At 66.4% G+C, this 22,068-nt stretch carries 25 protein-coding genes; 10 read left to right on the forward strand and 15 right to left on the reverse strand.

Annotated elements, in window-relative coordinates:
• The first annotated feature begins 189 nt into the window (after positions 1–189).
• Entirely contained in the window at positions 190–819 is a 630-nt protein-coding gene (locus QZ500_RS13315) for a DUF938 domain-containing protein (protein WP_295855889.1), read from the forward strand.
• Positions 820–861: 42 nt separating this feature from the next.
• On the opposite strand, the gene ylqF is transcribed toward QZ500_RS13315, so the two are convergent.
• On the reverse strand, positions 862–1,827 hold the full coding sequence (ylqF, locus tag QZ500_RS13320; protein ID WP_295855890.1) for a ribosome biogenesis GTPase YlqF: 966 nt from the start codon (positions 1,825–1,827) through the stop codon (positions 862–864).
• Positions 1,828–1,987: 160 nt separating this feature from the next.
• Here ylqF and QZ500_RS13325 point away from each other — a divergent pair, with 160 nt between their 5' ends.
• The 3 genes from QZ500_RS13325 to QZ500_RS13335 all read left to right on the forward strand — a co-directional run bounded on the left by QZ500_RS13325 (position 1,988) and on the right by QZ500_RS13335 (position 4,163).
• Entirely contained in the window at positions 1,988–2,131 is a 144-nt protein-coding gene (locus QZ500_RS13325) for a hypothetical protein (protein ID WP_295855891.1), read from the forward strand.
• 26 nt (positions 2,132–2,157) lie between these two features.
• A complete protein-coding gene (locus tag QZ500_RS13330; protein WP_295855892.1) occupies positions 2,158–3,009 on the forward strand; it encodes a restriction endonuclease in 852 nt (283 codons plus the stop codon).
• A gap of 188 nt (positions 3,010–3,197) precedes the next feature.
• A complete protein-coding gene (locus QZ500_RS13335; RefSeq protein WP_366763163.1) occupies positions 3,198–4,163 on the forward strand; it encodes a DUF72 domain-containing protein in 966 nt (321 codons plus the stop codon).
• A gap of 24 nt (positions 4,164–4,187) precedes the next feature.
• On the opposite strand, the gene QZ500_RS13340 is transcribed toward QZ500_RS13335, so the two are convergent.
• From QZ500_RS13340 to QZ500_RS13350, 3 genes are all read right to left on the reverse strand, one after another.
• Complete coding sequence (locus QZ500_RS13340) at positions 4,188–5,192, reverse strand: LD-carboxypeptidase (protein ID WP_295855912.1); 1,005 nt, start codon at positions 5,190–5,192, stop codon at positions 4,188–4,190.
• A gap of 113 nt (positions 5,193–5,305) precedes the next feature.
• Positions 5,306–6,499: a tRNA adenosine(34) deaminase TadA gene (tadA, locus tag QZ500_RS13345; RefSeq protein WP_295855913.1), complete on the reverse strand. Its 1,194-nt coding sequence runs from the start codon at positions 6,497–6,499 to the stop codon at positions 5,306–5,308.
• A gap of 11 nt (positions 6,500–6,510) precedes the next feature.
• Positions 6,511–6,738 (reverse strand): hypothetical protein, encoded by a 228-nt coding sequence (locus QZ500_RS13350; protein WP_295855894.1) that lies wholly within the window; start codon positions 6,736–6,738, stop codon positions 6,511–6,513.
• A gap of 310 nt (positions 6,739–7,048) precedes the next feature.
• On the opposite strand from QZ500_RS13350, the gene QZ500_RS13355 reads away from it, so the two are divergent.
• Positions 7,049–7,897 carry a DNA/RNA non-specific endonuclease gene (locus tag QZ500_RS13355; protein WP_295855895.1) on the forward strand — a complete coding sequence of 283 codons (849 nt, stop codon included), beginning with the start codon at positions 7,049–7,051 and terminating at the stop codon, positions 7,895–7,897.
• 324 nt (positions 7,898–8,221) lie between these two features.
• Here the strand turns inward: QZ500_RS13355 and QZ500_RS13360 are convergent, their stop codons facing one another.
• Together QZ500_RS13360 and QZ500_RS13365 are read right to left on the reverse strand one after the other, a co-directional pair.
• Positions 8,222–8,890, reverse strand: coding sequence for an SOS response-associated peptidase (locus QZ500_RS13360; protein ID WP_295855896.1), 669 nt, complete (start codon positions 8,888–8,890; stop codon positions 8,222–8,224).
• 2 nt (positions 8,891–8,892) lie between these two features.
• Positions 8,893–10,680 carry a hypothetical protein gene (locus tag QZ500_RS13365; RefSeq protein WP_295855897.1) on the reverse strand — a complete coding sequence of 596 codons (1,788 nt, stop codon included), beginning with the start codon at positions 10,678–10,680 and terminating at the stop codon, positions 8,893–8,895.
• Between the two features lie 224 nt (positions 10,681–10,904).
• Between QZ500_RS13365 and QZ500_RS13370 the strand changes: the two genes are divergently transcribed.
• The 5 genes from QZ500_RS13370 to QZ500_RS13390 all read left to right on the forward strand — a co-directional run bounded on the left by QZ500_RS13370 (position 10,905) and on the right by QZ500_RS13390 (position 13,589).
• A complete protein-coding gene (locus QZ500_RS13370; RefSeq protein ID WP_295855898.1) occupies positions 10,905–11,216 on the forward strand; it encodes a hypothetical protein in 312 nt (103 codons plus the stop codon).
• A 15-nt stretch (positions 11,217–11,231) separates the two neighbouring features.
• Positions 11,232–11,465, forward strand: coding sequence for a hypothetical protein (locus QZ500_RS13375; protein WP_295855899.1), 234 nt, complete (start codon positions 11,232–11,234; stop codon positions 11,463–11,465).
• Between the two features lie 10 nt (positions 11,466–11,475).
• Positions 11,476–11,805, forward strand: coding sequence for a hypothetical protein (locus tag QZ500_RS13380; protein WP_295855900.1), 330 nt, complete (start codon positions 11,476–11,478; stop codon positions 11,803–11,805).
• Positions 11,802–12,317 carry a hypothetical protein gene (locus tag QZ500_RS13385; RefSeq protein WP_295855901.1) on the forward strand — a complete coding sequence of 172 codons (516 nt, stop codon included), beginning with the start codon at positions 11,802–11,804 and terminating at the stop codon, positions 12,315–12,317. The genes QZ500_RS13380 and QZ500_RS13385 overlap by 4 nt, the downstream gene beginning before the upstream one ends.
• A 192-nt stretch (positions 12,318–12,509) precedes the next feature.
• On the forward strand, positions 12,510–13,589 hold the full coding sequence (locus QZ500_RS13390; protein ID WP_295855902.1) for a hypothetical protein: 1,080 nt from the start codon (positions 12,510–12,512) through the stop codon (positions 13,587–13,589).
• A gap of 176 nt (positions 13,590–13,765) precedes the next feature.
• Here the strand turns inward: QZ500_RS13390 and QZ500_RS13395 are convergent, their stop codons facing one another.
• The 9 genes from QZ500_RS13395 to QZ500_RS13435 form a co-directional block, all read right to left on the reverse strand.
• Positions 13,766–14,044: a hypothetical protein gene (locus QZ500_RS13395; RefSeq protein WP_295855903.1), complete on the reverse strand. Its 279-nt coding sequence runs from the start codon at positions 14,042–14,044 to the stop codon at positions 13,766–13,768.
• Entirely contained in the window at positions 14,041–14,430 is a 390-nt protein-coding gene (locus QZ500_RS13400) for a hypothetical protein (protein ID WP_295855904.1), read from the reverse strand. The genes QZ500_RS13395 and QZ500_RS13400 overlap by 4 nt, the downstream gene beginning before the upstream one ends.
• Positions 14,431–14,533: 103 nt before the next feature.
• Complete coding sequence (locus tag QZ500_RS13405) at positions 14,534–14,992, reverse strand: D-Ala-D-Ala carboxypeptidase family metallohydrolase (protein WP_295855905.1); 459 nt, start codon at positions 14,990–14,992, stop codon at positions 14,534–14,536.
• The gene (locus QZ500_RS13410) at positions 14,989–15,507 is read right to left on the reverse strand and encodes a hypothetical protein (RefSeq protein WP_295855906.1); all 519 of its coding nucleotides are present in this window, start codon (positions 15,505–15,507) and stop codon (positions 14,989–14,991) included. The genes QZ500_RS13405 and QZ500_RS13410 overlap by 4 nt, the downstream gene beginning before the upstream one ends.
• A complete protein-coding gene (locus QZ500_RS13415; RefSeq protein WP_295855907.1) occupies positions 15,504–15,908 on the reverse strand; it encodes a hypothetical protein in 405 nt (134 codons plus the stop codon). The genes QZ500_RS13410 and QZ500_RS13415 overlap by 4 nt, the downstream gene beginning before the upstream one ends.
• On the reverse strand, positions 15,908–16,429 hold the full coding sequence (locus QZ500_RS13420) for a DUF4376 domain-containing protein (RefSeq protein ID WP_295855908.1): 522 nt from the start codon (positions 16,427–16,429) through the stop codon (positions 15,908–15,910). The genes QZ500_RS13415 and QZ500_RS13420 overlap by 1 nt, the downstream gene beginning before the upstream one ends.
• Position 16,430: 1 nt before the next feature.
• Positions 16,431–17,654, reverse strand: coding sequence for a hypothetical protein (locus QZ500_RS13425; RefSeq protein WP_295855909.1), 1,224 nt, complete (start codon positions 17,652–17,654; stop codon positions 16,431–16,433).
• Entirely contained in the window at positions 17,654–18,568 is a 915-nt protein-coding gene (locus QZ500_RS13430) for a hypothetical protein (protein ID WP_295855910.1), read from the reverse strand. Before QZ500_RS13430 ends, QZ500_RS13425 begins: the two co-directional genes overlap by 1 nt.
• Positions 18,565–22,068: hypothetical protein (locus tag QZ500_RS13435; protein ID WP_295855911.1), on the reverse strand; the 3,504-nt coding region annotated here is incomplete at its 5' end. The genes QZ500_RS13435 and QZ500_RS13430, both read right to left, overlap by 4 nt.

The following is a 22,068-nucleotide window of genomic DNA, read 5'->3' on the forward strand; positions in this document are numbered from 1 at the left end:
CGACTACGTGCGCGACGGTGCCATCACGCCGGCGGCCGGAGCCGCGGCCTGACCGACGGCCGGCTGCGCGCCGCCGAGAGGCCGCCCCGCATCCCGCCGGGCGGCCTTTTGCTATGCATTCGATAGCTGGATGCGCAGAACCCGTCTGCGCAAAAGCCACTTTTCCTTCTTAGATTGCACCTTCCCGCCATGACCCCGCTCGCCACCAGCGCCGCCTCGGACCGCAACAAGCAGCCGATCCTGGACCGGCTCCTGGACCTGCTGCCGCCGACCGGTCGTGCGCTGGAAATCGCCGCCGGCACCGGCCAGCACGCGGCGTGGTTCGCCGCCGCCCTGCCCGGCTGGGACTGGCAGCCGACCGACGCCGACGCACGCGCCCTGCCCGGCCTGGCCGCCCGCGTCGCGCAGGCGGCGCTGCCGAACCTGCGGCCGCCGCTGCGGCTGGACGCCACCGCGGCCGCGTGGCCCGACGCCGACGCCGCGCCCCCGTTCGATGCGCCGTTCGACCTCGTCTACTGCGCCAACATGCTGCACATCGCACCGTGGGCCGCCTGCGCCGGGCTGATGCAGGGCGCGGCGCGCCATCTGGCGGCGACCGGGCGGCTGGTCACCTACGGGCCATACCTCGAAGACGTGGTCGCCACGTCCGCCGGCAACATGGCTTTCGATGCCGACCTGCGCAGCCGGAACCCGGCCTGGGGCATTCGCCGCCGCGAGGACGTGGAAGCCGAAGCGGCGAGAGCCGGCCTGCAGCTGCTGCAGCGCCACACGATGCCGGCGAACAACCTGTTGTTGGTGTTCGGCGGCGCCGGCGGCTGACGGCGCGGGCAGGCGCCGGCGCACCCTTGCGTGGCGCAGCCGCTATGCGGCTTCCGCGCCGGGGGCGTCCGGCTCCGCCCGGCTCCCCCGCCCGCCCTTGCGCGCGGCCTTCTTCGCCTGCCGCTCCGCATCCTTGCGCTGGCCCTCGGCCCACCAGGCGGCGAACTCCTCGGGCGTCTCCAGCGTGATGCGGCCCAGCGTGGCACTGCGGAATTCGTGGATCACGATCTCCGCCGCTTTCTGCAGGTTGATCCGCCCCTTGCCCTGCAGCGCGCCGCGCAGCCGGCCGACCGCCTCCAGCAGTTCCTCGTCGCGCATGGCCGCGATCTGCGCCGCGTCGCCCGGCAGCCGGAAGCGGGCCTTCAGCAGGTCGGCATACGGCGCCTTTACGTACTGCAGGAATTCCAGCGCAACCTCTTCCTCGTCGTAGGCGTTGCGGCCCACCGCACCGCCCGCAGCGAGGTTGAAGCCGCTGCGGTCCACGGTGATGCGGGGCCACAGCATGCCGGGCGTGTCCCACAGATAGAAGTCGTCGGCCAGCACGATCCGCTGCTCCAGCTTCGTGATGCCCGCCTCGTCGCCGGTCTTGGCCTTCTTGCTGCCGGTCAGCGTGTTGATCAGGGTGGACTTGCCGACGTTGGGCACGCCGCAGATCAGCACCCGCATCGGCTTGGCCATGCCGCCGCGCGAGGGCGCGAGCGCATGGCAGGCGGCGACGATCTGCCGCGCGGGCGCTGTCTCGCTCGCGTCCAGCGGGATCGCGCGGGTGTCGGGCAGGCCGTTGTAGTGGTCGAGCCAGCGCGCCGTACGCACCGCATCGGCGACGTCCTGCTTGTTCAATACCTTCAGCGACGGCCGGCCGGCGGTCAGTTCGGCCAGCAGCGGATTGGCGCTGGAGCCGGGCATGCGGGCGTCGAGCAGCTCGATCACCACGTCGATGTCCTTCACCCGCTCGACGATCGCCTTTTTCGTCAAATGCATGTGACCGGGGAACCACTGGATGGCCATGGCGGGAGATCTTTCGCTGGGAACGGGTCGGCAGGCGCCGGGGGCCGCTATTGTCGGCGGATGTGTCCGCGCATGTGCTTGCAACTCCGGCGCCCGGCGGCCGTAGCATGCGGCACCGGCCGCGTGCCGCAACCGTCCGTACCACCCCGAGAGGAATCCCATGGCCAAAGGCGATCAGCGCAAGGAAAAGATGGTGAAGAAGCCCAAGAAGGACACCTCGCCGCCGAAGACCGGCAGCGTCTCCGACCGGCCGGTGCCGCCGGTGACGTCGGTGATCCCGCGCGGGAAGGTGAAGGACAAGTAAGCCGCGACAGCATGGCCGACTCTCTGATGGCACGTCGTCCGCGTCAGCGCAAGAAGCGCCCGCCGATGCTGCTGCAGGCCGGCCTGCAGGCACTGCTGCTCGGCGGCGGTCTGCTGGTCGCGCCGACCCTGCTGCCGATGCTGGCGCCATCGCTGCAGGCGCTGCGGCCGCTGGGCTGGGGCGCGGTTGCGCTCGGTGCGCTGTTCGTCTTCCTTGCGCCGCGGAGCCGGCGTGGCCGGACCACGGCCCCGCAGTCGAAGAATGTTGTCGTCGCCCTGCGTGCGGCCAAGGATGCGCCCGCGTCGCCAGGGGTACCACCGCCACGGCAGGCCCACTGGAGCCCCGCCGTCTTCGCCGCCATCGAGTGGCGCCGCTTCGAGGCCGTCTGCGAAACGCTGTTCCAGCAGGCCGGCTTCCGCACCCGCGCACAGTCGCACGGGGCCGATGGCGGCGTGGATATCTGGATGTTTTCGGACCATGCCGAAGGCCCGGTCGCCGTCGCACAGTGCAAGCATTGGCGGAACCAGCGGGTCGGCGTGAAAGAGTTGCGCGAATTCTTCGGCGTGATGGCTTCGCACGGACTGCGCCGCGGCACCTTCGTCACCACCTCGATCTTCACCCCAGAGGCGCTCGTCTTCGCGACCGACAACGGAATCAATGCGCTGGACGGCACCCGACTGCTGCGGTTGATCGCCGAGCGTACGCCGGCGCAGCAGCAGGCCTTGCTGGACGTGGCCTACAAGGGTGACTACCACCGGCCGACCTGTGCCCGCTGCGGCACCAAGATGGTCGAGCGCGACGGTGGGCCGGGCCGCGCGCCCTTCTGGGGGTGCGCGCGTTTTCCGGCATGCCGTAGCACGCTGAGGATGGCGCGCTGATGCAGGATTCGCTGTTTCCCGAGGACGAGCTACCCGCCCCGGGACCGGCCGATCCCGCGCGGCCTGCCGACGGAGCCACTCCCGCTGCGCCGGCGGATAGCGCGGCGCCCGGCAACGCGGCCGCCGCATCCACTTCTGCGTCGGCCCCGGCGCCGGTACCGGCAAAGCGCCGACCGGCCGTCGACGCTGTGCTGCCGCTCCCGCCCGACCGCGCCGACCTGCAGCTACGCGACCGGCTGCCGCCCCGGCTGCGGCTCGGCACCTCGTCCTGGAACTACCCCGGCTGGGCGGGCCTGGTCTGGAATGACGCGTATGCCGAGGCCACCCTGTCCCGCCGCGGGCTGCCGGCGCTCGCGCAGCATCCGCTGTTCCGCACCGTCAGCCTGGACCGCGCCTTCTACCGCCCGTTGACCGTGGCGCAGTACGCCGACTACGCGGCGCAGGTGCCCCACGATTTCCGCTTCGTCGTCAAGGCGCCGGCCGCAGTGACCGATGCGCTGGTCCGCCACGAGGACGGTCGCGGCATGCAGGCGAATCCGAGCTTTCTCGATCCGGCGCTGGCGCTGGACGCGCTGGTGGCCCCGGCGCTAGAAGGGCTCGGTCCGAAACTCGGCGCCCTGGTGTTCCAGCTGAGCCCGCTCCCGGTCACGTTGCGCCGGAATCTCCCACGAGTGATCGCGCGGCTAGAGGCGCTGCTCGCTGCGATCCCGCTGCTGGCACCGCAGGCGCCCGACGCGGTGGTTGCGGTGGAGGTACGCGACCCGGACTGGATTGCGGCGCCGCACCGCGCCGCCTTCGTGGCCGCGCTGAAGGGCACAGGCGCCACGTTCTGCCTCGGCCTGCACGCCAAGATGCCGCCGATCGACGACCAGCTGCAGATGCTGCGCGACCTGTGGCCCGGCCCGCTGGTCTGCCGCTGGAACCTGAATCCGCTCAACGGCCGCTACGGCTACGAGGATGCCGAGGTGCGCTACGCGCCGTTCGACCGCATACTCGACCCCGACCTGCACACGCGCACTATGCTGGCGAAGGTGGCGGGCGCGACGGCCCGCGCGGGCCATGCGGCGTACGTCACGGTGAGCAACCACGCCGAAGGATCGGCGCCGCACAGCATCCGCCTGCTCGCCACCGAGATCGCGCAGGGCCCGGCCTGACGCGTGCGGGGCCGCCTGGCCGCGTCAGTGCACGTGGCCCCAGTAGATCAGCGCGTCGCGGCCCTCGACCGACAGCGACACGTCTGCACCGAACGGCAGCACCACCTTGGTCGCGACATGCCCGAACGGCAGGCCGGTGACGACCCGCGCCTTGACCTGCGTACGCAGCCTGTCGATCACCGTCTGCAGCTTGAAGCCGCCGTCGTGCGCCGTCGTCGCGTACTCGGTGAACTGGCCGAAAACGATCGCCTTTTGCCGGGCCAGCACGCCGGCGTGCAGCAGTTGGGTGAGCATGCGTTCGATCCGGTACGGATGCTCGCCCACGTCTTCCAGGAACAGCACGCCGCCGGCGACCTGCGGCAGGTAGGGCGTGCCGACCAGCGACGACAGCACCGCGAGGTTGCCGCCCCAAAGCGTCGCCTTCTTGATGTAGAAATCGGTCTTGGCGCCCGCCGGTGCTTCGTCTGCAGCTACGGTTTTAGGAGCACGCGGCGCCGGCAGCCGCCAGCCGGCACCCTCGCCGTGACCGCCGAGCAGGTCGTCGAAGCACGCTTCCATGATGTCGTCCGGCGTCTCTGCGGCGCCGAAGTCGCCGCACAGCGCGGGGCCGGCCCAGCTCACCGCACCGGTCTTCGCGAACAGCGCACTCTGGAACGCGGTGAAGTCGCTGAAACCGACGAAGCGGGTGCCACGCTGCACCGCGCGGGCGACGGCCTTGTAGTCGATGCCGGGCAGCAGCGGCGTCAGGCCGTAGCCGCCGCGGCTGATCAAAGCGACGTCGGCACCGCTCGCGGCAGCACGGCCGATCGCGGCGATGCGGGTCGCGTCGTCGCCGGCGAAACGGGTGTGGCGGGCGAGCGCGTCGGCATCGACCTCCACCGTGTGGCCCAGCGCCTGCAGCCGCGCGACGCCGCGCCGGAAGGCGGCCTTGTCGCGCACCGCGCCCGAAGGCGAGTAGACATAGATGTGCTTCGGCGTGCCGGTGTCGTGGTGGTGCCCGCAGTCGTCGTGGCAGGTGTCGTCGTGGATGTGCAGCAAAACGGGTTCGGCACGCGGGCGCGGCCGCCTCGGAAAGGATGGGGATTCGGTAGCGGGACCGGGTCGGTCGCCGCAGCAGGCGCCGGTGCGACGCCCGGGCGAGGTCAGGCGCGGAAGTATTCCACAGCGTGGCGGACCTGGGCGTCGAGAGCCGGGGCGTCATCGCCGACCGGCGCCAGCAGTACCGACCACGCTTGGAGATCGCCGACGGCCGCGACCGGCCAGCGCGCGACGGCACGCGGGCCGGCGGCATGGCCGCGGTCCGGATACGCGGCAGCATCCTCGGGTTGCGGTGCGCGCGAGGGCAGACACCAGCGGCCCACGATGCGATCGGCCAGCGCTGGCACCAGCGCATCGGCCAGGGCATCGTCGGCCGGCCGCACTACCAGGATAATCCGTGGCGGCAGCACCGCATCGGCCCAGGCGCGCAGCCAACTGCGGTGGCGCTCCGGCGTATGGACCGCTTCGCGCTTGGGCTTGTCGCTGCGGCCGAAGCCGATCAGGTCCGGCACCACCACCCGCTCACCGGCTGCCGCGAGTGCATGGGCGACTGCCGCGAAGCCGGTGCTGCTGCCGGCGGCGCCGTGGAGGCAGAGCCAGGCCACCGCATCGGTTGCAGCGTTTGGTGCCGGAGCGGCGGCGGTCCAGACCATGCGCAGACCGTCGAAGCCGGGCAGATCCGACCGCTGGAACACCGCCCCGGGCAACGCGGGCCACGACGCGAAGGCGGTGTCCGGCGGCCGCAGCGCATCGTCGCGCAGGGGCTCGGCGACGGCGCGCTGCTGCTGGCGCCGTCCAGCGAAAAAGGTCCGAAGGAGAGTCGCGCAGTGGTCGGCCAGTACGCCGCCACGCACGGTGATGCGGTGGTTGATCCGGCCGTCCGCGAAAACGTCGAGCACCGAGCCCGCCGCACCGGTCCGGGCGTCGGCTGCGCCGTAGACGACGGCGTCGAGCCGTGCATGCAATATCGCGCCGCTGCACATGGTGCACGGCTCCAGCGTTACATACAGCGTGCAGCCGTCGAGCCGGTAGTTGCCGAGCGCCGCGGCGGCGGCCCGCAGGGCGACGATTTCCGCGTGAGCTGTCGGATCGTGTCCGGAGATCGGCGCGTTATGACCGCGCGCGATGACGCGTCCGTCGCGCACGACGACGGCGCCGACCGGGACCTCGCCGGCCATCGCTGCCTCGCGTGCTTCCGCGAGCGCCAGTTGCATGAAATGCGCGTCCTGCGCCGCGGTAGGCTCATCGGATGCTCCGGCCGTACGGCTCGGACCCGGACTTCGCCGACCCGGCGGCATCGTCGGGTAGCTCATCGCTCCATGCTCTCCAGCCGCTCTCGCTGATGGCGCGCGGCATCGTCCACCGCCTGCTGCATCTGCCGGGCTTGGTCCATCGTGGCAGCTGATGTGGCATTCGGTGCCACGGACTGGGAGGTCGTGGAGGGAGGTGGCGATGCGTCGCGACGAAGCGATTGGCGCGCCAGCAGCGCGACCACGAGCAGCGCCAACAGCAAGCCGACACCAGTGACGATCCGCATCGTGCGTCTCCCGCGTGAGGACAAAACAAAAAGGGTTGCACCGTTTCTGATGCAACCCTTTGAATTCCCGAAGGAAACTTGGCGGAGTGGACGGGACTCGAACCCGCGACCCCCGGCGTGACAGGCCGGATGGAAAAGCCAGCACCGGCGCGGGTTGCAGCCGCTCCGCAAATTCCAAAACAGTTCCGGTGAATGTAGCACTGGAGCGGCTTCCAACGGGCCAATTCCAAAGTTTTGCGCGCCGCTGTTAGCCGTAACCCTTAGTTAGCGTTCGCTCCGGAATAACGTCTGTGCTGCTAACCTGTGGCCGATGAAATCGAAGCGGCATGCCCGCACTAACCGCCGGAAGTCGCCCGGCGGGTTCATCACCCTCCGCTCCGCCCTCCTCGCCTTCGCCGTCACCTTCGGCGTCGCATCCACCGCGCTCACCGGCTGCAGTCCGACGACCAAGGCGCCCGCAGCCCCCGTCCAGGCCACACCGGCGCCGGCGGCTGCAGGTGCCCAGTTCTCCGCCTGCCGCCAGCACTTCCCCGGCGGCAGCCCACCGGCAGTCGCAGCAGCCGAGCCGGCCGCGCTCTGCTTCGACGCCTTCGCCGTTCTCTACAGCGGTCGATCCAAGACGCCGGTCTACGTTGTAGAGCGGCTGACCGCCGCCAGCGTGGCCGCCGCGCAGGGCATCCCGCGGTCGGACCGGTTCTACGAAGAGGCGCGCCTGCCGAGCCGTTGGCGCGCGACGCTCGACCACTACCGCAACTCGGGTTACGACCGCGGCCACACGGCGCCGGCCGGCGACATGCCGAATGCCACAGCGAAGGCGCAGAGCTTCAGCCTGGCGAACATGGTGCCGCAGCACCCGACGCTGAACCAGAAGGCCTGGAACCAGGCCGAGCAGGCCACGCGTAAATACGCCGCGCGCGCCGGCGGTGACGTGTACGTATACACCGGTCCGAGCTTCGGCACCGCCACGCCGCCGACGATTGGGGCGGGGAAGGTCTGGGTACCGGCCGCCACCTGGAAGGTCGTTTACGTGCCATCCGAGCAGCGCAGTTGGGCGTACTGGATGTCGAACGACGACGGGCCGCACAGCCTGAAGCCGATCGACTACCGGGCGTTCGTTGCGCGCGGTGGTCCCGATCTGCTGGCGAACGTTGCGCACTAATCTGTAGGGTTCTGCATTGGCGCAACCTATCGATGCTGGAGAAGACGCGCAGCGCCCGAACTACGGCGACTGGTGTCATGCATTTCTGCGAGCGATCAGGGGACTGTCACTAGGCCGCCTGCCGGTAGAAGAAACGGTGCGATGGGCAGACAACTTGTACCGGACCGATTCGGAATTCCCGCCCGAATACGTCGCCCAACGCGAGTTCGAATCCCTGCAGATCGAGCTGCCTGCGCTCCTGCTCTATGTAGACGGGGATGCACTTTCGGCAGCGGACACCGCCTCTCCAGAGTCCGAGCCGTGATTCCAGAGGCGCGCCTGGATTCAACCTGTCGACTTCGGCTGCCGCGACTCGGCGTGGGCCTGTAGGCGGTCGGCAGGAAACGGCCGCATGAAGTCCATCGACTGGTCAGCCGTCGCATCGAGCCACGGGTCGTACAGCCGCCGCGGCAGGATCACGACCATGCGCTTCTCATCGCCGGGCCGGTGGTAATGCTTCATGAGCGGATGCTCGTCGGCGTTAATCGTGAGCATCGTGTAGCTGTAGACCAGCTCGCCGGCCGGGTTTCGCCAGCTCTCCCACAGGCCGGCGATGCCGAGATCGACGCCGTCGGCGCGCTCGATCCGCGTCGGCACCGCCTTGCCTGAACGCCAGTCCGGTTCGTAGATCGACGCGGCCGGGATGATGCAGTGCTGGGCCTTCCGCCATGCATCGCGGAAGCTGGGCTTCTCGGCGACCGTTTCACTGCGGGCGTTGTAGGTCCGCTTGGCCAGGCTCTCGTCCTTGGACCAATGTGGCAGCAGGCCAAAAATGCCGGCCTGCGCCTCCTGCGGAGGCACCGCCTCGTCGCCCACGTCGGCATGCGGATGCCGCCGCACGAACACGCCACGGTAGCCCGGCCAGATGTCGGTTTTCGTCCAGAGCGACGGCGTTTCGACGGCCCAAGTGCCCCGAAAGACGGCTTGCTCGGGGGTGCGGTAGTGGCTGCACACGATCAGCGAATCAGATTGCCTGCCGCTGGTGACAGTTGCGTTGCGTCTACTCCCACTAATTTGATTAGCCCGTCCCATTGACCCAGCCCGCTGCCGCCCCCATCCAAGAATATGTAAGCATCGGGTCCGTAGCTGTAAACCACGCGCTTCCCATCAGCGATTCTTGCAGCAGCCTGCGTTGCTGCATAAAGCGACGACTCGCTTTTAATGCTGTCGAGTTGTGCTGTTGTCAATGCCCTGCTAGCACCGAAAAAATTTAATTTGTCGGTTCTGACGTCAAAGTCCGTCACGACAATCAAGCCGTTTTGAAAATTCTGTGGCGACGCATCGGTAATGTTGTAGAGAGCGCTGATCGACAAAGTATCAGAGCCGGCACCTAACGTAATCCAGGACTGAGACGACCCTGTTAGTTCTGCAAGTCCGCCCACGAGTATGGTGTCGTTGCCTGCCCCCAGATCTATATTGATAGATTTTGTAGGCTTTGTCGTCATCATGGTGATATTGTCCGCGCCGTAACCACCCTTGAAAGTTTTTAGATTATTCAAAAACCCGAGCTCAACACTCAATCCGCCAGTGGAGGCAGAAAGATCAAGCGTAGTCAACGCCGCCGATGAAACGGAAAGACTTCCACTTGAGGTGAGCCCAACTTTAATTTCAGTGTTGGCAGTAGCGTCCGAAACGCTCACTGAACGGCCTTGCGCAACACTACCGGTAATTTCCTTAACGCCGGTGGACATGAAGGTAATTCGGGTATCGCCCATTCCCTCAAGGATCACGCTTGTCTGCTGCCCGACGTTGGCTTGGGCGATTTTCACATTTGCTGATACCGCGTCCGGACGGCCTGTGCTTCGAAATCCTGCACTCACCCCTGATGTCAACGAAACATCCGCGAATTGGGAAAAGTTACCATCGTTGTCCGTTTGCCACAGTTCCTTAACCCCCGAATAGGTGGCTGAATTCAAAAGACTCGACGACCCCGATCCGCTGTCATTGGTATGTATGAGGTTAACGACTTCTACGTTTTTGACAGTGAAGGCGGATGGAACCACTCCCTGGATGTCGATCCTGCCTGAAAGGGTGATGCTCAAAACATCGGTGTTGTCGCCACCATCAATAAGATCGTTGATGTTTAACGTGGAGGTCGACGCATCCTGACTGATTGTGGCGTTGAAAAAATCGGAGGATGATCCTCCAGTGATCACTTCCCCCGCCGCCTTGGTCAAAGTCTTTGTGACGGTCGGAGCGGGCCTCTCAGTCGGCACTGGTATCAGTGGCGAACCGTCAATAATCTGCTTTGCAACAACCACACTCGCCGCGCTGAAATCAACGTCCTTGACGATATTGCGCATGGAAAGTAAATCGCCTGACGCTCCTCCTTTAGTCTGGGAGTAATAGTCCGAAACCAGCGCCTTGTTGAAGACCACGTCACGAGCCTGCCCCAAAGCGCCGCCGGTGGCATTGGTCAGAAATACCAGACTGTCGAAGATGATGTCGACCGGCTTCTGCCCGGAGTTAAAACGCGCAGTAAGGAAGGCAGCAGCATCAGCATTTCCAGTAAGACCGAGCCCTGCAAGAAATATCTGGCAAAAATCTGCAGCATTCATTCCAGAGCTGTAGATAGAGCGAAATTGCGTGGTGGTCGCTATGTGACGCGCGAGAGCTTGATAGTCACGTCCATTGTTCTCGAACACGGCCCCGAGCGCTTCGAGGTGTCCTGCACCCGTCGCACTGTTTAGCGATAGCGCGACGAACCGCTGAATGTTGAGTCGTTCAAGGGCGGAAAGAGCCATGACACGGGCACCGGTGAGTTGATTGAAAGGTTGCAGTTACCTGCAACCGATTGTGACTCAGCTACCGGAGCGCCATGCACAAGTCCCAAAGCGCAAGTGCGGGCGCGCCGCGGGCTCGGCAGGTAAAGCCCCCGATCTCGGGGCGAGATTCTGCCGCATGGCCTGTATGCTTATCCAGTACTTCAACCCTGCGGCCCTCGCCGCTCACCGCCTGGAACTGGACCATGGATGCCCTCGACACCACCCTCTACACCGTGACCCTCTGCGATGTGCACGGCCTGCCGGCCGACGCGCGGATCAAAGCCGAGACGCGCTACTGTGCGGAGCTGGAACGGTTGCTCGGTGGACCGGAGGACGTGTCGCGCGCGTACGGCGCATGGTGCGAAGCAGCCGATGCCGATGCGTCGGAGATCAGTAGCGAGACGGCCAACGCGGCCACCCGCTGGATCAAGGCGGCACAGACGGCCCGGGATGCCGGCCTGCGCGGCCTGGGCGAAGAGGCGGACGCCGTCTACTTCGTGATCCGGCTGGGCTGATGCGAGGGTGCTGCGATGGAAGCCGCTGTTGATCGCCACCCTACCCTCCTGACCAACCCTCACATCCGCGTCGTCGGCCTGTCCGACTGCGGCCTCGATCGTGAGACGCACATCCTCGACCTGCCGGCCGCAGAGTACGTGATTCACCAGAACGGCGCGCATTGGCAGGTGCGGCGAAAGGACACGCTGGCGCTTGTCTATTCCGGGCCCGGTCCGGTCGACGTCACCACCTCCCCGGCACCGTTCTGAGGAGCACGCGATGGATGCGGTGGTGTACCGCCTGCGCAGCCAAGGTCGGCGCCTCGACACAGAGGCTGTACGGGCAAATGGTCGCGTCGGCCACCTGCGATTTGTCAACCGCTTCCGGCGTGCGGGGTGGAGCGCCATCATGCTGGCGACGCTCTCGGACTCCAACTACCAGTACGTGATCCCGTGCCTTGACGGCGCCCGCTTGGTCAAGATCGACGGCGGGCTCCTGCTCACCGGCTGGGAGGTACACCCGCGCGGTTCCAGCTACAAGAGCCAGGCCGCCGACCGGTACCAACAGACCTGGTGGTGTGTCTCCCGAGGTCAGGAGAAGCAGCGATGAAGCGCACCCGCGAGGAGATCTACCGCGCACTCGCCGCCGCTCACGCCGAGCGTAAAGGCCGGCTCATCGCCGACATCGACTACGGTCTGGAGGAGGAAGACCTGCAGGCACGGCGTGCGGTGTCAGTCCGCCTGCGAAGCTTCGACGCGCGGGGCGAGCGGATGGTCAATGAAGTGGCTGCGGCCGAGCGACGGTTCCGGATCGCCTTCGAGCGCGCGCTAGGCGGGCCGCAGGCGGTGCTCGCCGCGATGCATGCCAGCGAAGCTGCCCGCGAGACGCCGCTCGAGGAGCTGTCGGCCGCTGAGCAGGCGCTGCTGAAGCGCTGGGCTGGTGCTGCCGGCAAGACCCGGGCGGAAGGCCTGGAAGGGTTGGACCCGGTGACTTCCTCGGTCGCATGGTTCGAGGTGCGGCTGGGACGGTGCGAGGCCCGGGTCATGGCACCGCCGGCGGCCGAGCCACCCCGGCCGCAGCCGCCGGCAGTGGCACCGCCCGATCAGGGCGAGCTTTTTTGACAGTCAAAAAAGCGGCATTCGGGCAAGCCTAATTTCGATCTGCGTCGACGATTCAACCGCGGGGACCGGGCCGGGCACTAACGTAGCTGCCACCACCTTTGACAACTTCGCATGGTTGGCCGCCAACTTCGATCGTCCGCTTTACGACCGTAACCATCTGACACAATCACGCCAAATAGGAGCGGAGTTGCTATGTCTCGATTGTTCGGTGGTCTGCGTCGTCTTTCATTCATTCTTGCCCTTTTAGCAAGTGCATGCGGGGGAGGAAGCGACAGCGGAAGTCCCTCAGCTTCAACCAACATTACGGTTGTTGCGCCTGAAGTTGAAACAGTAGACGCCCTTCCCCCTTCACTTGTTCCTCTTGCGGCGCAGTCAACGAATGAACCGATGGCTGCAACGACCCCTCTTATTACCAGCTCGCAATTATTTTCTTGGGTGCCAGTTGGCTACCCTCAGTTATTTAATGGAAACTACACCGAGGGTGTTTATTCGGGAATTTCATATCGTTTCTTCCCTTCTACCGGAAATTTTGTTGGCACACTCGATGGCTACGTGTATGCCTATGGCCCAGCCACTAGGAACACGATTTACCGAGTGGGTACCCTTCAAGGCTTCAACTGTGCGGTCATGCCCGAATGGTGTTTGCCGGCTGGTGGTCAACGCTCACCATCTTCCATTACATTTAATAAGTCCGAACTGGTCCTTGTAGCAAGTAGAAATACACAGGAATCAACCACCGTAAAAGCGACGATAACAAATATTCCCAACGACTTGACGAATGCAATTATTACGATCAGCGGCAAGGGATTCAGCAACTTCGCGACGATATATTTGGGCAAAAACTTCGATGGAGAATACTCTGCGACCTTTAACAGCGACTACAGCCTAGAGCTCGGCACTTACACTGGAACGATGAAACTCATACTGTGTAGGAACGATCCATGTACCGAGGTAGCGACGCTGATCGGTGGTGAGTTGCCTTACAGAGTCACTATTGTTCCGAGAGTCGAGTTGACCATAGCGGGTAATGCATCGCAGACGACAGGAACTACATATATTAGATCGGGTGAGACAGTGACAATAACGTCCAATAGGCCCGTTACTTGGAGAATCGGAAGCTCCATTACCGGATCTACGATGACCACAACGACAAGCACACCTTACACCTGGACAGGAGTTTTGAAGGGCTCACCACAGGGCTTCATTGGCGTATTTGCAAATCCAACAGACACCCTACTTGGTGGCACGCAAGCCTTATTCGGGTTCAAATAGTATTTTTATTTTTACGCCAGCCAGCGCCGGACGGCAGCATTTATTTTAATCGGCTAGCGAACATATTAAATTAGTCGGTGGTGAAACGGCAGCAAGACTACATCTATAGCTTGATCAGAGTGACCGACCGGCTACCCTGAAATCGAGGTAGCCGGCCTTGCCCTAAATTTACTAGGTCAATGTAGTTTGACCTGCGCCCGGCTTAAATTGGTACAACTGGCCAGCGCCGCTCGCAGCTCGCCCTCGTAGGCTTCCCGCCGGTCGATCTCGGCCAGCGCTGCGCGCGTCACCTCGAATGCCGGCGTGCCGGTCGACAGGCTCTCGGTCGCCATCACCGGCCGGGCCGGCTCCGTCGTGTCGCACGGGACGGGCACCGGCACGTTGAACCGCTGCAACGTGGCTCCACAGCCTGCCAGCAGGGCGCAGGCAGCTATACAAAAGATAGCGGATTTCATCGCCCTACCCTCTCCTGCAGCCATTCGTCGGTGAGGCGCTGGGTACTGGCGCACAGGTCGGCAGGATCTGCCGGCGGCGTGGACAGCGTGCGGTCGGCCCGCTGCTGCAGCTGCCGCCCGGCGGCGGCGGCCTCGGCGCGCGCCTTCTTGCCGGCGGCGATCTGCTGGTCGGCTAGCTCGCGCAGGTCGGCGGTCGCATCGCTGCAGGCGCTGGCCTGTGCGCGGGCGGCGTCGCGGTCGCGCTCAGCGAGCAGTGCCCGATCGCGCTGGTTCCACAGCAGCACGTTGGCCAGGACCGAGACACCCAGCAGCAGCGCCAGGCTGCCGACGAGGTAGCCGCCCAGCACTGACCGGGCCGGCACCGTTGCAATGTCGGTCAGCACCATCTGGCGGTCTCCCACAGGTAAGGCAGCATCGGCACCACGGTGAACAGGTACCAGCCGAATACGGTGGCCGCCAGCGCAGCGACGATGGCTTCGGGCCAGCCCATTACGCGAGCTCCTGGATGCCCAGCTGCGTGCCGCGGTCGGTGATCGTGATGACCCGGTTCGACGGCACGGACGGCACGCGGGTGCTGACGTGGACCCACTGCTTGCCCTTGACCCCCTCGAGGATCAGCTGCCCGATGCCGAGCACCGACACCAAAGGCGCCAGCGTCCGCGCGATCTGCGTCGGCGTGCCGTAGCCCGGGCAGACGATGTCGGCCGCGTGGCCCTGCATGTGGTCGCTGCTGGTGACGCCGCCGACGGCGCGGTTGAGCTCGGGGCAGCGGTAGCCGCTGGTGACGGTGACCGGGCGGCCGAGCGTCGCGCGGATCCGCTCCAGCATCTCGGCCGTGCGGATCAACCGCGGCACGATCGCCTGCTCGGGCGTGTTGTCGATGCCCAGCGTCTGGGCCTTGCCGCTGGCGCTCAGCTCTGCCAGGGTGAAGTGCTCGGTCAGCTTCACGGTGCGGTGTCTCCATTGGTGGGGGTGGCGGGCGGGATGACGGGCAGGCCTGGCACGCGGGCGAGGTAACGCTCGGCCGCGCCCTCGACGAACTTCGCGCCAATGAAGCTGGCGACGATGACCAGGCCGAGGCCGAGCCACACGTCCATCACCTGCTGCTGCGCAGTGATGAAGGCCAGGGTGCCGGCGAGCCAGCTGCCCAGCATGTGGGCGGCACAGAAGAGCAGCGGCCGCGGCAGCGGCTTGTCCGGTGCGGCCGAGAGCTCACGATCGATGCGGATCACGAGCGCGGTCGCGCCCGACAGGCTCGACAGCAGCACGCTCACCGCGATCAGCGCGGGCGACACCCGCACCGCCAGGTCCAGCGAACCGCCGGCGGCGGGCGCTGCGATGGCAAGCACCGGCAGCCACAGGAGGGCCAGCAGCAGCCATAGGGTCGTGCGCAGATGCGGCGCGGTCAGCTGCGCACTCGTCGACGTCGACAGGCGTGCGCGGAGGAAGTCGGACAGGCTCATGCGCAGGCACCTCGGTGACGGTGGAAGAGATCGGTGAAGGCGATGTGGGCCGAGAAGGCGGCGAGCAGGCCGTAGTGCAGGAGGAGCTCGGTCCAGCCCTCTTCGTCGGCGACCACGTAGCAAAGGCTCATCAGGCCGACGGCCATCGCCATGTAGACCAGGTGGCGGCGGCTCATGACGGCGCAGAGGGTCACCCGCGCGGGCAGGATGTCGTTGACGAAGATGTCGGCGAGCGCAGCCAGGGCGACGGCCGCCAGCGCGGCCACGCAGATCCAGCCTTCGGAGCCGCTGCGGACGATGATCCGATGTCCGAGGCTGTCGGGCTCGCGCCAGCAGATGTAGATCGACACCAGCACCGACAGCGCGAGCAGCAGCCGGGTGTGCCAGTAGCGCGGCTGCATCAGCTGGTCGCCTCGGTGTTGGACGGCCAGCCGGTGCCGACGTCGTAACCCTCGGCGTCCTCGGCCGTCTGCAGGGCTGCGATTGCCTCATGGTGTGCACGCTCGCGGCCGTAGCACGCCTGGACGTGCCGGGCCACGGCCGATGCGATGCCACGCAACTGCTCCAGCGTAAGCGACAGCCACCCGCTGGCGGACTTGAAGTCGAAGGACTCGATCCCGGCCTCGGCCGCGTTGGCGACCACCCGCGTGATCGCGTCCTGATCGCTGCGCGCGGTGTTGATGCGGGCGCCGTTAGGCAGAACGATGCCGCCGGTTTCCACCTCCCACCGGCGGGCCGTGGCCGCTGCGGCGAGCGCGGCTTGCAGTTCGGGAAGCGTAAGTTCCGGCAGTGGAGGCGGAGTGAATTCGGAACCGTTCCACACCCATCCGCAAATCACGGCGTCAGGCGCTTCCACAAATCCCTCTTCGGTATTCGGCTGGCGCTGTATGACAACGCCCGCTTCGATAAGGACGTATTGCATGTCAGGCCGCCTTTTCAATTTCGATAGTTAGATAGGTTTCAGGCAGCGAGCCGCGATTTGATGCCCAGCCATTTTCTCCGGTGCTTTGTTGGGGATATTGCGCGTATGTCCGTACGCTTACGTACTTCCCCGCATTGAGGGTAAACCTTCCGACAATCTGACCCCACGCGTTTACTTCAGCATTTTGAACACTGACAACACTCGTACCGTCGAGCAACTTAACGTTGTCTGACTCGTTGAACAAGACCGACATAATGCGTGCCGCCGTTGCAGATGCGCACACATTTACCGATACACGATAAGCTCCAGCCGGGAGAAATATTTGATTCGACGACAGAGAGGCGCCGGCGATACTATTTTCAAGAACCGTATTTATCGTGCGGATGCCGCCGTTTACCCCCGTGCCGCCATAACTTCCCGTGGGCAACTGATGTGCTGCACGCATATAACCGGCACTGCTGCCCACAATCGGCTTACCGTCCAACCGGTCGTAGATGCAGTGCACCACGCCGCCCGAGTCGCCCCGGAAGGTTGCCCGATCACCGGGCGCCGTCACGATATTGGCCAGGCCAGGCAGCTGCAGGGTCGCGCTGTGCGTGAGGGGCAGCGCAGCGTCGAAGATTACGGTCCGCGCAGCGCCAGGTGCGAGCGTGACGGCCGTCACGGCATTGGTGCCGGTGATGTGCAAGAAATTGCCCGTCGCGGCGTTGAGGTCGAGTGTGGCCGCGCTGGGGATGCTGGCACCTCGGGCCTCGTTGAGCGCACCCGTGAGCGTCCCGCCCGCCTTGGTCAGGTAGTCGCCGACAGGTAGATAGCTCACCGCCCAGGCGGCGCCGCTCCATGCACGCAGTTGGCCGGTCGGCGTGTTCCAGTAGAGCGCCCCGACGGCCAGCGGCTGACCCGCGTTGTCGGTCGTCGGGTCGGCCGCCTTTGGACCGAGGTACCGCTTCGGGAAGTCGCCCACGGTATTCGTGGCCGCGAGCGCTGATGCTGCCGCCGCTTGGGCGTCGGAATTGACCTGCCCGGCCTTGTTTGTCACGTCCTGGTATACGGCCCACAGCTCGGTCAGGTTGGTGTTGGCCCAGGTGACGAACCCGGCCAGCCAGGCGCGCAACTGGGTAATGAAGCCGAGGAAGGCGTCTACGCGCGCGGCGAAAGGCGCGGTGCCGCGCACGGGTGCCGCGGGTGCTTCAGGCGGCGGACTGGGGGGATTGGTGAATGGCATCAGGTCAGTCCTTTGAACGACAGGGTGTAGACGTCTTCTTGCAGGTACTCGAAGGTGCGGCGCCAGCTCTCGATCCAGCCGTAGAGGGCCGTGTCGGGCAGCGTGTCGTCGCCGACGATCAGCAGCGGCTTGGCGCGTTGGCGCTTCAGCAGCGCGGCGAAGGCGGTGCTGCGGGCCCTCGGCACGTACGCGGTCAGGTTCAGGTTGTCGGCGTAGTCGCCGGGCTGCAGCGCGGCCTCGCCGTACTGGCTGACGTTCTTCAGGCTGAAGTCGTCGATGCCCATCTCGATCCCCCACTTCGCCTGACCGGCGTACTGGCTCAGGCCCACCAAGCACGCCGCACAGGCCGCGGTGCCGCCGGGTTTCTTGATCTGCAGGCGGATCGTGCTGCTGGCATACGGCGCCAGGCCCGTCACCAGCAACCGGTCGCGGGTAACGACAGGGCTGAAGAAATACTCGTCGTAGTCCGCCACCTCGGTATCGACCATCAAGTATGTGGTGTCGAACACCACGCCGTCGACCGGATCGGTCTGGGTGACCTGCACCAGGGTCGCGTCGGTATTAAGCAGCGTGAGCGAATCGATCGGCTCGCCGACCTTGAGCTGCACGTCGATCACCTCGGCGCGGGCGGTCTGCACGCTGGTGCGGGTGCCGAACATCCGCCAGGCGTTGGTGAAGCCGACCACCTGCCACTGTGTCGGCGAGGTGGCGGGCGTGTTACCGGTGTTGTTGGCCACCCGCGAGCGGTAGACCAGGTGCGTGACCGGGTCCTGCACCATGACGGGCACCGCGGCCGTGTCCTGTCCGTAGGTCGTGCCGGCGGCGTAGGCGGCCGGGTCGCCGGTGCCGTCGACGTTGGTCGAGACCAGCATGGCGTTGATGATGGCGATGCGGGGAACGATGCGCGCGCTCATGGGGTGGCCACCGGTTGGCGCACCGGCGGCATGCCGGCGACGTCGAACTTCTTGAGGATGAATTCCGTGCGGTTCAGCGCCTGCGCGATGCCCAGGTTCTCCGCACTGTTAGCCGCACGCAGCAGCTGCACGGCCGCCACCACGTCGGCACGCAGCTCGCGCATCTCTTCGACCAGGGCGCTGAGGTCCACGCCGGCGCCGCCCAGCGACCGGACGCCCAGCCGACCGCCCACGTTCGCGAGCGGCAGGATCGCCTCCGGGCCTGCCTCGCCCATCAGACCCATGTCGAAGGCCGTCGGGCTGCTGACCACGCCGTGCGCGAACGCGCCGCCGGCGGCGAATGGCTTCAGACCCTGCGAGGCCGTCCAGTCGAGGATGGTCTGCTGGGTCCAGCCGGCGTCCTTCATGGCGTCGGCCAGCTGGGCGCTGCCGACGCCCTCGGCCACCGCCCGGTTGTAGACGTCCATGTACCAGGCGTTCTCGCTCACCGTGCGGTCGGCGCCGTTGTAGACGTAGTCGCGAATGTCGGCGCCGGTGATACCTGGGTTGGTCGCACCGCCCGCCTTCACGACGGCCTGCTTCGCCACCTGCTGGGCCTGTAGGGCCGCCGCCAGGGTGGACAGCGCACTGATCACTGACAGGGTCGAGGTGTTCAGCCCGTTGATCGCATCGACCTGGGCCTTCGCCGATTCGAGGATGCCGTCGAGCCGCGCCATCTCGTCGCGCCGGGCGGCCTCGATCGCCTTCAGCTGGTCGCGGGCGATATCCAAGCTGCGCTCTTCTACGGACAGCTGCGCGTCGGTCAGGTTGGCGAGCTCGCCGACCTTGGCCGCCTGCTCGTCGAAGTCGCGGGCGTAGTCGACGAAGCTGGTGTACTGGCCGGCGCCCGAGCGCGCAATCACCGACAGGGCATTGCCGATCTTGTCGGCGTCCACCGTGGCGCCGGCGCGGGCGGCGGCCAGGGCGGCCGACAGCTGGCCGCTCGCCTCCGCACGGGTCAGGCCGAGGGTCTGATCGGTGGTGAACTGGGCGACCACCGAACGCAGCTTGCTGCTCGCGCTGGAAAGCCGGCCGACCGATGCGCTGATCGTGTCGATAGCTGTGGATGCGGCCGCTGCCCGTGCGTCGAAGATCGCCGACGCGGCCGTCCGCTCGGCGGCCACCGCACGCTCCACGCCGGCGAGCGCCTGCGCCGTCGTGCCCTGCGCGGCCGCCTCTACCTTGCGCAGGGTGTCGAGCTGGGCCGCGCGCCGGGCGGCCAGGTCGGTCTCGGCTACCGCTGAAGAGGTGGCGGCGACCGTGGCGCCGTACAGCTGGTCGGCCAGCTCTGCGAATTCGGGCGCGGTCTGGAGCAGCTGCAGGTAGAGCCTGCGGCCCGACTCGGTGCTCAGGTCCTGCGCGAGGCGCACCCGGTCGTACTCCGCCTTGAGCGCGTCCGGCGTGCGCTCGACGCCCAGGTTGAAGCCGGCCGCATTGATGACGGCGCCGACGCGGGCCAGTGCATCGGCCTGCTTCTGCGCGTCTGACGTGATCGCGTCGTAGTAGCCCCTCGAGAGCGCGGCGAGGTTGTCGACGCCGCCGGCCGCATCGAGCAGCTTGGAGGCGGCATCGCCGCTGGCGAGCGACAGCGCCAGCGCGGTGCCGTGCAGTTGGACCAGCAGGCCGTTGACCTGCATCAGCGCGGTGCCCATGCGGCCGAGCGTTTGGCTGGTGGTCTCTCCCTCTTTCGCGTACTGCGTGAGGACCGACACCATCCGCGTGCCGGTGGCGCCGCTCGCCTCGATGGACTTGCGGATCTCGTCGACGGTGCCGGCGAACAGGGAGCCGGCCGGCAGCACCGCGGCGAGCGCGTCGAGCTGGGCCTGCAGTGCCGTGGTCTGCTCGGCGGTCAGCTTGCGGACCTGCCCGTAGACGGCCGAGAAGTCCACCAGCCCGGAGACCATCGCGTCGGTGACGCCATCCATGCCGCGGATGCCCGAGGCGATCGACTCCAGCTGCTCGGTCAGGCCGCGGCCCGACACCGTGATGTTCACGAAAGACTCTTCGACGGTCCCGATCACCTGATTGGTCAGGTTGTCGGCCAGCCGCTGGAACTCGGCAGCGTACTTGGCCTGCGCCTGCTCGGCGTTGAGGCCCTTGGTCGACAGGTCGATGGCCTGGGTGTAGGCATCGATGTTGGCCGCGCTGAAGCCCAGCGCCTTGACCTGCTCGCCCACGCTCGCGTAGACGGCGTCGACGGCTTTGCCGATGGCCGCTTCCTGGCCGGCGGCGATGTCGCTGTAGCGGCGGGTGTAGCTGGAGCCGTCGAACAGCGTTCCGCCCTCGCGCCACTCGGTGAAATTCTCGAGCGAGGTACTGCCCTTGCCCAGCGTGCCGCGGATGCCGGTGTCGCTGATGGTCTCGGAGCGGAAGGCGCCGAAGGCGTTGAGGGCAACGGCTGCCGCGGCCACCCAGGGAGCAGCCTGCACGATCGTGCTCATGAAGCCGCTGCCCGCAGTGCCATACGCGCCATTCGCGGCGAGCAGGCCGTCGAGCCCGGCGCCGGTGGCGTTGCCGTAGATAGTGCCGGCGGCGTTGGCGACCGACATGCTGCCGCCGGCGACCTGCGACCCGAGGGTGTAGGCGGTATTGACGCCGTTGTAGGCGCTGTAGAGGTTGCTGCCCGTGTTGAGCAGACCCATCGCACTGGACCCGGGCGCACCAGCCACCGCGTTCCCGAGCCCTACAGCCGAGCCGGCGACACCCAAGACGCCCTGGATCGCGAATTTCAGGACAGTGGTCTTCAGGGTGTTCTTCACGCCCTGCCAGAACGTCGAGAAGAACTTGCCGCCGGCCTCGAACGAGCGGAAAAGGCTATCGGTCAGGCCGTTGTAGAGCGAGGTGGTGAAGGTCTTCCACTCGGCCGCGGCCTCCTGGGCGATCGCGTTCTGGCCCTTCCGGCCGGCGATCTCGCGGATCAGCGCGGCCTGCTTGCGCAGTTCTTCGGCCTCGGCTTCGTAGCCGGGGATGGATGCCAGGGTCTCGGCGCGCTTTTCCTTCTGGCGCGCCAGCTCGTCGGCGCGCGCCAGTTCCAGCTTGCGCACCTCCGCGGCGGTCTTGCCGATGGTCGAGGCCTCGAACTCTAGGTCGCGCACCGACTGCTGGGCGGCGGCGGTCTCCTGCAGGCGCGACTCGTAGCGCTTCTCGATTTCCGCGCTGCTGGACGCATACAGGTCCTGCAGGTCCCGATTCAGCTGCTTCTCGCGGGAGGCGATCTTCTCGTCCTGCTCGGCGATCTTGGCGCGCTCGGCCGCGGCACTCTTGGTGCCCTTGTCCATCTTCAGGTAGATGGCCAGCTTCTCCTCCTGCGACACCTTCGTGGCGCGCAGTGACGCGATCTCGGCGGCCGCCACCTGCTCGAGCGCCTCGATCTCGCCCAGCGCGCCCCGCGTGCGCGCCGACTGCAGGTCCGCCACGGTTTCCGTGGCAGCGAGCTGCTGGATCTTGTCCAGCCCGTCGAT

Origin of the sequence: uncultured Xylophilus sp., assembly GCA_913776965.1 — a bacterium.
Lineage (GTDB): Bacteria > Pseudomonadota > Gammaproteobacteria > Burkholderiales > Burkholderiaceae_C > Xylophilus.

Bases quoted from the DNA above. Each gene is read 5' to 3' on its own strand.
- QZ500_RS13315 (WP_295855889.1), top strand. From the start codon at position 190: ATGACCCCGCTCGCCACCAGCGCCGCCTCGGACCGCAACAAGCAGCCG.
- ylqF (WP_295855890.1), bottom strand. From the start codon at position 1,827: ATGGCCATCCAGTGGTTCCCCGGTCACATGCATTTGACGAAAAAGGCG.
- QZ500_RS13325 (WP_295855891.1), top strand. From the start codon at position 1,988: ATGGCCAAAGGCGATCAGCGCAAGGAAAAGATGGTGAAGAAGCCCAAG.
- QZ500_RS13330 (WP_295855892.1), top strand. From the start codon at position 2,158: ATGGCACGTCGTCCGCGTCAGCGCAAGAAGCGCCCGCCGATGCTGCTG.
- tadA (WP_295855913.1), bottom strand. From the start codon at position 6,499: ATGCCGCCGGGTCGGCGAAGTCCGGGTCCGAGCCGTACGGCCGGAGCA.
- QZ500_RS13350 (WP_295855894.1), bottom strand. From the start codon at position 6,738: ATGCGGATCGTCACTGGTGTCGGCTTGCTGTTGGCGCTGCTCGTGGTC.
- QZ500_RS13355 (WP_295855895.1), top strand. From the start codon at position 7,049: ATGAAATCGAAGCGGCATGCCCGCACTAACCGCCGGAAGTCGCCCGGC.
- QZ500_RS13365 (WP_295855897.1), bottom strand. From the start codon at position 10,680: ATGGCTCTTTCCGCCCTTGAACGACTCAACATTCAGCGGTTCGTCGCG.
- QZ500_RS13370 (WP_295855898.1), top strand. From the start codon at position 10,905: ATGGATGCCCTCGACACCACCCTCTACACCGTGACCCTCTGCGATGTG.
- QZ500_RS13375 (WP_295855899.1), top strand. From the start codon at position 11,232: ATGGAAGCCGCTGTTGATCGCCACCCTACCCTCCTGACCAACCCTCAC.
- QZ500_RS13380 (WP_295855900.1), top strand. From the start codon at position 11,476: ATGGATGCGGTGGTGTACCGCCTGCGCAGCCAAGGTCGGCGCCTCGAC.
- QZ500_RS13385 (WP_295855901.1), top strand. From the start codon at position 11,802: ATGAAGCGCACCCGCGAGGAGATCTACCGCGCACTCGCCGCCGCTCAC.
- QZ500_RS13390 (WP_295855902.1), top strand. From the start codon at position 12,510: ATGTCTCGATTGTTCGGTGGTCTGCGTCGTCTTTCATTCATTCTTGCC.
- QZ500_RS13395 (WP_295855903.1), bottom strand. From the start codon at position 14,044: ATGAAATCCGCTATCTTTTGTATAGCTGCCTGCGCCCTGCTGGCAGGC.
- QZ500_RS13400 (WP_295855904.1), bottom strand. From the start codon at position 14,430: ATGGTGCTGACCGACATTGCAACGGTGCCGGCCCGGTCAGTGCTGGGC.
- QZ500_RS13410 (WP_295855906.1), bottom strand. From the start codon at position 15,507: ATGAGCCTGTCCGACTTCCTCCGCGCACGCCTGTCGACGTCGACGAGT.
- QZ500_RS13415 (WP_295855907.1), bottom strand. From the start codon at position 15,908: ATGCAGCCGCGCTACTGGCACACCCGGCTGCTGCTCGCGCTGTCGGTG.
- QZ500_RS13420 (WP_295855908.1), bottom strand. From the start codon at position 16,429: ATGCAATACGTCCTTATCGAAGCGGGCGTTGTCATACAGCGCCAGCCG.
- QZ500_RS13425 (WP_295855909.1), bottom strand. From the start codon at position 17,654: ATGCCATTCACCAATCCCCCCAGTCCGCCGCCTGAAGCACCCGCGGCA.
- QZ500_RS13430 (WP_295855910.1), bottom strand. From the start codon at position 18,568: ATGAGCGCGCGCATCGTTCCCCGCATCGCCATCATCAACGCCATGCTG.